The sequence below is a fragment of the Saccharomonospora halophila 8 genome, from assembly GCF_000383775.1.
In the GTDB taxonomy this organism is placed as follows: Bacteria; Actinomycetota; Actinomycetes; order Mycobacteriales; family Pseudonocardiaceae; genus Saccharomonospora; species Saccharomonospora halophila.
Map to the genome: position 1 here is coordinate 11,215 of NZ_KB912481.1, position 2,368 is coordinate 13,582.

3 protein-coding genes are annotated in these 2,368 nt (G+C 70.6%); 1 reads left to right on the plus strand and 2 read right to left on the minus strand.

Features of this window, described 5'->3' with window-relative positions; genetic code table 11:
• Both SACHA_RS19635 and SACHA_RS0100985 read right to left on the minus strand, forming a co-directional pair.
• On the minus strand, positions 1 to 718 hold a 718-nt coding region (locus SACHA_RS19635), incomplete at its 3' end, for a glycosyltransferase family 2 protein (RefSeq protein WP_157601552.1).
• 81 nt (positions 719 to 799) lie between these two features.
• A complete protein-coding gene (locus SACHA_RS0100985; RefSeq protein ID WP_019806480.1) occupies positions 800 to 1,084 on the minus strand; it encodes a WhiB family transcriptional regulator in 285 nt (94 codons plus the stop codon).
• A gap of 355 nt (positions 1,085 to 1,439) precedes the next feature.
• Here SACHA_RS0100985 and SACHA_RS0100990 point away from each other — a divergent pair, with 355 nt between their 5' ends.
• Positions 1,440 to 2,210 (plus strand): site-2 protease family protein, encoded by a 771-nt coding sequence (locus SACHA_RS0100990; RefSeq protein ID WP_019806482.1) that lies wholly within the window; start codon positions 1,440 to 1,442, stop codon positions 2,208 to 2,210.
• Positions 2,211 to 2,368 lie beyond the last annotated feature (158 nt).

Genomic DNA, 2,368 nt, shown 5'->3' on the forward strand with positions numbered 1-2,368 from the left:
TGACGGCGCGGGCGTGCCGCACGCGGGCACGCGGCACGCACAGCACCACGCGCCCCGAGGCGTTCGCGCGCCACCCGAAGTCCAGGTCCTCCCGCAGCAGCGGGATCCCGGTGTCGAATCCGCCGAGGTCGTCCCACGCCGCCCGTGAGACGAGCGCACCCGCGCTCGGCACGGCCAGGACCTCGGTGGTCTGTTCCGGGGTGCCGGCACCGGGCCCGCGCGGGTCCACCTGCCTGCGGTGACCGGAGGCGTCGGTGGACAGACCGGACTCGACCACGACCCGGGGATCGGTCCAGTCCACCGCGAGCGGCCCCAGCATCGCCGCCGACGAGGCGGTGTCGGCCGCCCGCAACAACAGATCGAGACAGTCCGGATCGGGTGCGCTGTCGTCGTGCAGCAGCCACAACCACGGCCCCGGATCACCCCACCGGTCCAGACCGGCTTCGACGGCGGCCGTGACCGCGGCCGCGTAGCCGGTGTCGGCCGGCAGGGTCAGGATCCCGTCGACGACCCCGTCCTCGGCGGCCCGGGCGAGCAAGTCCGGTGTGTCATCGGTGGAACCGGTGTCCACGGCGAGCACGTGCCGGGGGCGGACGGTGCCCTCCTGGAGTGCGGCCAGGACGTCGGGCAGCCAGCACTGCCCGTTGTGACCGACCAGAACGGCCAGGACCGGGGCGGTGCGCACGGGAGACGACACCGACGCGGAAGTCCGGGGCACGTACCTCTCCCGGGATCGAGGGGGCCAGGGTGACTCGTCACCCTATCGAGCCACCCGGCGCCCTCGTCACCGGTATGTCGATCACACGGCGCGCTTCTTCAGCTTCCGACGTTCACGCTCGGAGAGCCCGCCCCAGATGCCGAACCGCTCGTCGTGTGCCAGAGCGTACTCGAGACAGTCGTCCTTGACCTCGCAGACCTGGCAGATCCGTTTGGCCTCCCGCGTCGATCCCCCTTTCTCCGGGAAGAAGGCCTCGGGATCGGTCTGCGCGCACAACGCACGCTCCTGCCAATCCTGCTCGCCCGTCATGTCGAGGAGCTCGGCGAGGACACCCAGATCGGGATCCGGGCCTCCGCCCCACTCCATGACGTGCTCCCCTTCTTTTGCAGTAGTGTCCAACCGCACGTCCGCCTCCTCGCTCTCACGCACTCCCGGGACCGGCGGTACTGGATGCCACCACTACCCCCCTTTTCAGACAGCGAATGACATCAATGTGATTACACCTGTGGTATGCGGTTGGGTCAAGCGGAGTAGCAAGGATGGGGGACGCTCGCGAGCGGCACACGCAAGTGGACACGCCGACGGAACACACCCGGATTTCACGGCATCCTGGAAGCTCGACACCCCCGGGGAGTTGACAGCGCTCCCGGACCCGACCGGAACCCACCCACGGTGACCCTCGCGGTGACCGGACCGATGAACGGAGGGGACACTGACGACCGTGCAACGCTCACTCGTCCGCCCCAGCCTGCTGTTCTACGTCATCCTCGCCGTGACCGTCCTGGGCGGTGTCCTCACGGCCACCGTCGGGTTACGGGAGGTGCTCGACCGCACCGTCCTCGGTTCGGCCGGGGTCTTCCTGCTGGTGATCGGCGGCTGGGCGCTGTCGTTGACCCTGCACGAGTTCGGTCACGCGATCGTGGCGTACCGGGGCGGCGACCACGAGGTGGCGGCGAAGGGCTACCTCGCCCTGGACATCCGCCGCTACACCGACCCGGTGTTGTCCCTGCTGCTTCCGCTGATCATCCTCGCCATCGGCGGGATCCCCCTGCCCGGCGGCGCGGTCTGGATCAACCAGTGGGCGCTGCGGTCCCGGGCGGTCTCGTCCCGGGTCTCCCTGGCCGGGCCGTTGACGAACCTCGCCCTCGGTATCGTACTGACGATCGCGGTCGTCAGCGTTGACATGCCGGTCGGGCTGCTCGCGGGCCTGTCCTACCTCGCGTCGTTGCAGATCCTCGCCTTCGTGATCAACATTCTGCCGGTGCCCGGTCTGGACGGCTACGGCGCCCTTGAGCCCTACCTGCCCCCGCGGGCCCGCGAGTTCGGCCACCGGGCGAGGCCGTGGGCACCGTTGGTGCTGCTGGCGCTGATCCTCGCGGTGCCCACCGCGGGACAGGCGCTGTGGGGCCTGTCCGACCTCGTGTTCGGCGCGGTGGGCGGTGACCCCCGGGCCGCGGGCATCGGGCAGTACCTGTTCATGTTCTGGCGGTGACGACCGGGCACGTCGACACGCGGGTGCGGGACGCCGACTCGCGGACCCCGGGTGGCGACTCGCGGGTCTCGGGTGTCAACTCGCCGGGGTGCGGGTCGGCCTTCGCGCGAGGGCGTTGCCGAGGGCGACGGCGGCGGGGAGGGCGCCCGCACCCAGCA

Coding starts and splice junctions, on each gene's coding strand:
- SACHA_RS0100985 (WP_019806480.1), bottom strand. CDS start 1,084: ATGGAGTGGGGCGGAGGCCCGGATCCCGATCTGGGTGTCCTCGCCGAG.